Source organism: Azospirillum formosense (assembly GCF_013340925.1).
GTDB classification, from domain to species: Bacteria; Pseudomonadota; Alphaproteobacteria; order Azospirillales; family Azospirillaceae; genus Azospirillum; species Azospirillum formosense.
On record NZ_WHOR01000316.1, the window covers coordinates 1 to 6,093 of the forward strand.

6 protein-coding genes are annotated in these 6,093 nt (G+C 69.9%); 4 read left to right on the forward strand and 2 right to left on the reverse strand.

All coding sequences use genetic code 11. From position 1 onward, the window contains the following. Nucleotides 1-474: 474 nt before the first annotated feature. Nucleotides 475-1,167: an EI24 domain-containing protein gene (locus GBZ26_RS26005; RefSeq protein ID WP_174441319.1), complete on the reverse strand. Its 693-nt coding sequence runs from the start codon at nt 1,165-1,167 to the stop codon at nt 475-477. Between the two features lie 177 nt (nt 1,168-1,344). Here GBZ26_RS26005 and GBZ26_RS26010 point away from each other — a divergent pair, with 177 nt between their 5' ends. The 4 genes from GBZ26_RS26010 to GBZ26_RS26025 all read left to right on the forward strand — a co-directional run bounded on the left by GBZ26_RS26010 (nt 1,345) and on the right by GBZ26_RS26025 (nt 4,655). Further along, complete coding sequence (locus tag GBZ26_RS26010) at nt 1,345-2,343, forward strand: adenosine kinase (protein ID WP_174441320.1); 999 nt, start codon at nt 1,345-1,347, stop codon at nt 2,341-2,343. A gap of 63 nt (nt 2,344-2,406) precedes the next feature. After that, nucleotides 2,407-3,324, forward strand: a complete 918-nt coding sequence (locus tag GBZ26_RS26015) for a sulfite exporter TauE/SafE family protein (protein WP_014238878.1) — start codon at nt 2,407-2,409, stop codon at nt 3,322-3,324. After that, nucleotides 3,321-4,100 (forward strand): TIGR02186 family protein, encoded by a 780-nt coding sequence (locus tag GBZ26_RS26020; protein WP_145623130.1) that lies wholly within the window; start codon nt 3,321-3,323, stop codon nt 4,098-4,100. Before GBZ26_RS26015 ends, GBZ26_RS26020 begins: the two co-directional genes overlap by 4 nt. A gap of 3 nt (nt 4,101-4,103) precedes the next feature. Further along, nucleotides 4,104-4,655, forward strand: coding sequence for a universal stress protein (locus GBZ26_RS26025; RefSeq protein WP_211104968.1), 552 nt, complete (start codon nt 4,104-4,106; stop codon nt 4,653-4,655). Nucleotides 4,656-4,659: 4 nt separating this feature from the next. On the opposite strand, the gene GBZ26_RS26030 is transcribed toward GBZ26_RS26025, so the two are convergent. Next, nucleotides 4,660-6,093: fused MFS/spermidine synthase (locus GBZ26_RS26030; RefSeq protein WP_174441321.1), on the reverse strand; the 1,434-nt coding region annotated here is incomplete at its 5' end.

Sequence of the window (6,093 nt, forward strand, 5' to 3'; positions counted from 1 at the left end):
AGGGTCCGCCGCTTGGATGCCAGAACGGGATGGGGGGGGTCCGCCGGGTGGTTGGGGGGGTGTCTTTTCCCTCGCGGTTCCTGTGGAGTAACTGGGCTGGGGTGGGGGGGGGGGGGGGGCGGGGGGGGGGCGGGCCGGGGGTTCGGCCGGGGACGGGTTGCAGGGGGGGGCGGGGGGCGACCCCGCCGCGGTGGTTCGGGCGGCGCCCGCCTGCGGTGCGGCCGGGTCGGCGCTTTGGGTCTTCGGCGCACCGACGGGCGGATTCTTTCGTCCGAACAGCATGAACGTTGATCCCCAGGTCAGTCAGGTCGTGAAGGTTGGCAGGTCGTCGAGGTCGGGTCATCGGAGTCGGTGACGCATGACCGGGCCCGACCGACAGCAGCCAAAAGACCACCCCGCGGGGGTAACACGGTCATCCGGCCGGCCGCAAGTGGGCTTTGGTGCACGGTCGGGGCCGCGCCGCACCGCGGTCCGTCACAGCCCTTCCCGGCGGGAAAGGCCCGTCATGGACCCCGTCATGGAATGGTAGATGTGGACCATGAAGGCGCTCGCGATCACCGGCACCAGCAGGTTGACGAAAGGAATTGTCGAAAGAAAGGCAATTACCGCGCCAGCCAAAAATGGTTTCAACGGATTGGAGCGCCGCAGAAACCCCGCCTCCTTCCGTCCCATCCGCCGGATCGCCACCATCTCGAAATATTCGCGGCCGAGAAGATAGCCGTTCGCGGTGTAGAAGATCAGCAGGTTCAACCCCGGCACCATCAGATACAGGGGCAGGGCGAACAGATTGACCAGCAGCACGATGGCGAAAAAGCGCAGCGCGGTCAGCAGTTCTTCCCCAAGGCCCGTCTGGCGGGGCGGCGGCAACTGGGGATAGTGGCGCCGCTCCACCGCCTGCACCACCTCGTCCAGGAAGAAGCTGGACACCATGCCGACCGTTGCGGGGAACAGCACCCAGGCCAGCAGCAGCACGGCCAGCCCGCCCAGCACGTCCAGCACCCCGTCCACCCAGGCGTAGCCGGTCAGTGCGGTGTGGAACAGCGCCCACCACACGGCCCCGGCCAGCAGGGCGAAGGCCGTGATGGCGGACAGCACGCCGATCCACACGACGCGGCGGGACGCCGGGTCGGAAAGCTGTCCGATGGCGAGAAGCAGGGCGCGGATCATACGGACTCTCTCTATGGGGCCGTTGCGGTCGGGCGACGCTTATCTACGACGGCGGGCCGTTCCATTCCAGGGGGCCTTGCGCCGCGCTTGAGATGTGGAGACGGGCCGCTATACTCGCGCCCGGTTTCCTTCCACGGTTCCGACACCGTATTTCCCCAGCATTTCCAAGGAGCGCCCATGGCCACGGCCGAATTCGACGTCACCGGCATCGGCAACGCCATCGTCGACGTGATCGCCCATGCCGACGACGCCTTTCTCACGGCCAACGGCATCGAGAAGGGGGCGATGACGCTGATCGACGCCGCCCGCGCCGAGGAGCTGTACGGCCGCATGGGTCCGGGTATCGAGGTGTCGGGCGGCTCCGCCGGCAACACCATGGCGGGCATCGCCTCGCTGGGCGGCCGGGGGGCCTACATCGGCAAGGTCCACGGCGACCAGCTCGGCCAGGTCTTCCGCCACGACATCCGCGCCGCCGGCGTGCATTTCGAGACGGCGGCCGGCCACGGCGGCGCCCCGACGGCGCGCTGCCTGATCCTGGTGACGCCGGACGCCCAGCGCTCCATGAACACCTTCCTCGGCGCCTGCGTGGAGCTGGGGCCGGAGGACATCGACGAGGCGCTGATCGCCAACTCGCAGGTCACCTACCTGGAAGGCTATCTGTGGGACCCGCCCCGCGCCAAGGAAGCCTTCCGCAAGGCGGCGTCCACCGCCCACGGCGCCGGACGCAAGGTGTCGCTCTCGCTGTCCGACAGCTTCTGCGTCCACCGCCACCACGCGGAGTTCCTGGACCTCGTCGAGGGCTATGTCGACATCCTGTTCGCCAACGAGCATGAGATCACCGCCCTCTACAAGACCGACCGCTTCGAGGACGCGCTGGAGGCGGTGAAGCGCCTCGGCAAGACCGCCGCCCTGACGCGCAGCGAGAAGGGCGCCGTCATCGTCTCCGGCGGCGAGGTGGTCGAGGTTCCCGCATCCCCGGTGGCCCGCGTGGTCGACACCACCGGGGCCGGCGACCTCTACGCCGCGGGCTTCCTGTACGGCTTCACCCGCGGCATGGCCCCGGCGGTCTGCGGCCGCATCGGCGCACTGGCCGCGGCGGAGATCATCAGCCATGTCGGCGCCCGCCCGGACGTCGTGCTGGCCGATCTGCTTAAAGACGCGGGCGTTCCGGCCTAATTGCCGGAGCAGCGCCTGTAGGGTATAAGCTGGCGGACCTTCCCGTCCGCCGGCTCCGTCCCCATGCAAGTCTATCTGCCGATCGCCGAGATGTCGGTCAACGCCCTGCTCGTGCTCGGCATGGGGGGGCTCGTCGGCTTCCTGTCCGGGATGTTCGGGGTGGGCGGCGGCTTCCTGATGACGCCGCTGCTGATCTTCATCGGCGTTCCGCCCGCCATCGCGGTGGGCACCCAGGCCAACCAGCTCGTCGCCGCCAGCGTCTCGGGCGTGCTCGCCCACTGGCGCCGCGGCAACGTGGACGTCAAGCTCGGCGTCGTCATGCTGCTGGGCGGCATGGTCGGCACGGTGGTCGGCGTCTGGATCTTCTCCATTTTGCAGCGGATCGGCCAGATCGACGCGGCGATCACGCTGTCCTACGTCTTCTTCCTCGGCACCATCGGCACGATGATGATGGTGGAGGCCAGCCGCGCGCTGATCCGCCGCCGCGCCCCCACCGCCAAGCGGGGCAAGCTGCACCGCCACATGTGGCTGCACGGCCTGCCGCTGAAGATGCGGTTCCAGCGCTCCAAGCTCTACATCTCCGCCCTGCTGCCGGCCGGGATCGGGGCGGTCGGCGGCATGCTGGTGGCGATCATGGGCATCGGCGGCGGCTTCATGCTGGTGCCGGCGATGATCTATCTGCTGAACATGCCGACCGGTCTCGTGGCCGGCACCTCGCTGTTCCAGATCATCTTCACCACGGCGATGGCGACGCTGCTCCAGGCGGCGACCAACCAGACGGTGGACGTGATGCTGGCGCTGCTGCTGCTGATCGGCGGGGTGGTCGGCGCGCAGTTCGGCACCAAGGCCGGCGGCCGGCTGCGCGGCGAGCAGGCGCGCCTTCTTCTGGCCTCGCTGGTCGTCGCGGTGGCGCTGAAGCTCGCCTTCGATCTGGTGGTGGAGCCCAACGACGTCTTCACCATCTCGACGAGGATGTCGTGAGCGCTGTCCGCAAGGGCGCCGGGCGGCTGTGGTCCGTCCGGATCGCCGGCGGGCTGGTGGGGCTTCTGGCGGGGGTGTTCCTGGCCGCCACGGTCTGGGCGCAGCAGCTCGTCGCCGACCTGTCGAGCCACCTGATCGCCATCACCACCGGCTTCACCGGGACGGAGGTCGTGCTGTTCGGCACCACCGACGGGGCGGGCGACGTCGCCATCGTGGTGACCGGCCCGCGCACCCCGGTCACGGTGCGCCGCAAGGAGCGGATCGCCGGCATCTGGATCAACGCGCGCAGCGTGCGGTTCGAGCAGGTGCCCGGCTACTACATGGTCGCGACGAACCGCCCGCTGGACCAGTTCGTCGGCCGCCCGGTGCTGGAGCGCCACCAGATCGGCCTGCCGAACCTCCAGCTCGGCCCGCGCGAGCAGCTGGCCCCGGACCAGCTCGCCCTGTTCCGCTCCGCCCTGATCCGCAACAAGCAGCGGGCCGGGCTCTACGGCATCACGCTGGGGCAGGTGGCCTTCCTGGGCGAGCGTCTGTTCCGGACCAACATCTATTTCCCGGCCAACGTGCCGACGGGGCTGTACAATGTGGAAGCGCTGCTGATCCGCGACGGCGAGGTGGTCAGCGCCCAGACCACGCCGCTGGTGGTGTCCAAGGTCGGCTTCAGCGCGGAAATCTACGACTTTGCGCGCAACCAGCCGATGATTTACGGTGTTGCCGCGGTGATTGGCGCCATCGCCGCCGGCTGGCTGGCCGGCGCCATCTTCCGGAGGGTGTGACCCATGTCCGATCCGATTGCGACCGATCCGATTGCGACCGCTTCCACAGTGACTGGCCCGGCCGCTCCCGAACCGGAAGCCACGGCCAAGCCGCCGGTCCGCATCTTCCTGGTCGTGGTGGACGAGAGCCCGGAGCTTCAGCTCGCCCTGCGCTACGCCTGTCTGCGCGCCCGCAAGTCGGGGGGCAAGGTGGCGCTGCTCTACGTCATCGAGCCGGGCGAGGTGCAGCAGTGGCTGGCCCTGGAAAACCTGATGCGCGAGGAGCAGCGCGCGGAGGCGGAGCAGAAGCTGCAGAAGTTGGCCCGCGACGTGAACCGGCTGACCGGCACCCTGCCGGCCCTGTACGTGCGCGAGGGCAACCGCCGCGACGAAGTGCTGGCCCTGATCGACGAGGAGCCGAGCATCTCCATCCTCGTACTGGCCGCCGGTGTCGATCCGGAAGGACCGGGGCCGCTGATCTCCTACTTCACCAACCGCGGCCTCGCCAAGATGCGCATTCCGCTGACCATCGTGCCGGGCGGCATCGGCATCGACGCGCTGGACGCCATCACTTAAAGCATCAGCGGCCGTAAAGCGCGGTGAGACTGCGCTGGTCGATGTCGGAGCGGTCGTCGGTCAGCACCGGATGCCCGGCCAGTTCGGCGGGGGCCAGCGTCTCCAGGATGCGCGAGGCCGCGTACGCCGCACCCGCCGGAGCGGCGCGCAGGCGTACGCTCAGCTCCTCGAGTGTACGCGCCTCCTTCGTGGCGATCAGCAGGTAATTCCCGCGCCCGGCGTCGGCAACGTACACCGACGGGAAGACCGCCCCCTGCGTCGCCGCCAGCGGCCCGACCAGGGCGTCGCGGTCCATGGGGGAGGCGACGTTCATGACCAGCACGCCGCCCGGCGCCACCCGCCGCTCCACCGCCGTGAAGAACTCTTTGGTCGCGGTGAAGAAGGGAATCAGGGCGGTCGAATAGAGGTCGACGATCACCACGTCGTGCTGCTCCGGCGACCGCTCGACATGGCGGCGGGCGTCCTCCACGGCGACGCGCACCTCGGGCCGCAGGCCGAACCTCTCGCGCGCCACCTCGACCACCGCGGGGTCCAGCTCCACCCCCAGGATGTCGGCGCCGGGCCAGCTGTCGAGGATTTCCTTGGCCGCGGCCCCGCCGGCCAACCCCAGCACCAGGACGCGCGTGCCGTTTCCCAGGGCCGGGGCGGCGGCGAACAGGTCGTAGTAGAGGCCGGTCGGGCCGCCGTCCTTGCGCAGCCGCGACTGGGTGGCCCAGGCCACGTTCAGATGCAGGCGGATCTGCTCGGCGTCCTCCTGCACCATGATCGTGTTGTGCGGCGTCTCGCGGTAGAGGGCGAAGCCCTGCCCCTCGCCATGGCCGGCGGCCCAGGCCAGGGGAACCGCCAGAGCCGCGGCGGCGGCCACCCGTTTCCCACCCGGAACGAACAGGCAGGCGAGCGCCGGCAGCACCGCCGCCAGGGCGTAGCCCGCCGACACTCCGACCTCGGGGATCGCGTAGAAGGAGGCGAAGAAGGTGCCGCCGATGCTGCCCAGCGTGCCGACCGCGTAGATCCGCCCCGCCGCCGCCGCGCCGGTCAGGCTGCTCAAGCCCGCGCAGATCGGCGACACCATGGCCAGCGCGAAGGACGGCAGCCCGAGGATCAGCGCCGCCCCGACGACCGACCCCTCCACCGCGTTGAAGCGGCCCGCGGCATCGGCCAGCATCGGCTTTCCCAGCCAGGGCGTCAGCGCCGCCGCGGCGATCCCGGCCATAAGGGCGGCGCGCAGCGCCGGCACCGCCTTCGGCCCGTCGCCGAGCTGCCCGCCGGTCCAATAGCCGGCGGCCATGAAGGTCATCACCACGCCGATGACGGCGCCCCATTGATAGACCGAATAGCCGAAATGCGGCGCCATCAGCCGTCCGCCGAGGATTTCCATCATCATCAGCGACCAGCCCGCGGAGAAGGCGGCGGCGGCCAGCGCGAAGGACCGGAGGGA